Here is an 852-nt window from a genome sequence, read left to right on the forward strand (position 1 = left end):
TTAAAAAACTTCATAATTACCTCTTATTTAAAATGATTAAAACCAAAATTTAATACCCGCAACAAATGCGGTGTTGTTGCTACTTTGTCCACTTGATGTGGCATAGTCGGCGGTATTGCCAAATTTATTGCCCCATTCAACGCCAATATAGGGCGCAAACTGGCGTGTAAATTCATAACGAACCCTAAAGCCAATCGCGCTGCTTGATAGGCCACTTCCAAGCTCGTTTTGTTTATCGTTTTTGCCATAAAGTGTAATTTCGGCTCGCGGTTGTATAATTAGCTTTTGCGTGAGTAGTAGTTCGTACTCTGCCTCTAACGTAAATGCGGTATTGCCTCGCTCACCTACGTATGCTGTCATATCAAGTTCAAACCAATAAGGGGCTAAACCTTGTAAGCCAAAAGCCAACCATTGCCGATTTTCACCTTCTTTATTGTAATCAAGACGAACACCTGCTTGAGTATCCCAATATGCTGATACGGCGTGACCCCATAAAATATCGGTTTGGTTTTCTTCAATACTTCCTTCGCTGAAATCACCCTCGGTTTTAATTACCAATCGATCAAAGGTAGTGCCGTACCATGCTTGTAAGTCAAATACACCTGCGTTTGCTTGCTCGTTATATTCAAGACGATCGCCTAGTAATGCGTAAAATGGATGCTCATCAGCGAGTGTTAATCGCTCATTGCCCTCAAGCGCATATGGGCCTTCTGTTAAAGTTGTTCCCGCAGAGTAAGCATGGGGGTCTCTTGCATCTTTAGGTGCACTTCCTCCTTGTGGTTGCATCTTAGCGCTATTCATTTGTGCCATTTCACTTTGCGCTAATAAAGGGAAACTAATTAATGAAGCCCC

The 852-nt window shown here is 42.4% G+C and carries 1 protein-coding gene; it reads right to left on the reverse strand.

Annotated features, from left to right (window positions below; all coding sequences use genetic code 11):
- Positions 1–36: 36 nt before the first annotated feature.
- Positions 37–852, reverse strand: an 816-nt coding sequence (locus tag CXF76_RS00780) for a copper resistance protein B (RefSeq protein WP_101162825.1), incomplete at its 5' end; no start/stop codon positions are given.

The sequence above is a fragment of the Pseudoalteromonas sp. 78C3 genome, from assembly GCF_002836695.1.
GTDB classification, from domain to species: Bacteria; Pseudomonadota; Gammaproteobacteria; order Enterobacterales; family Alteromonadaceae; genus Pseudoalteromonas; species Pseudoalteromonas arctica.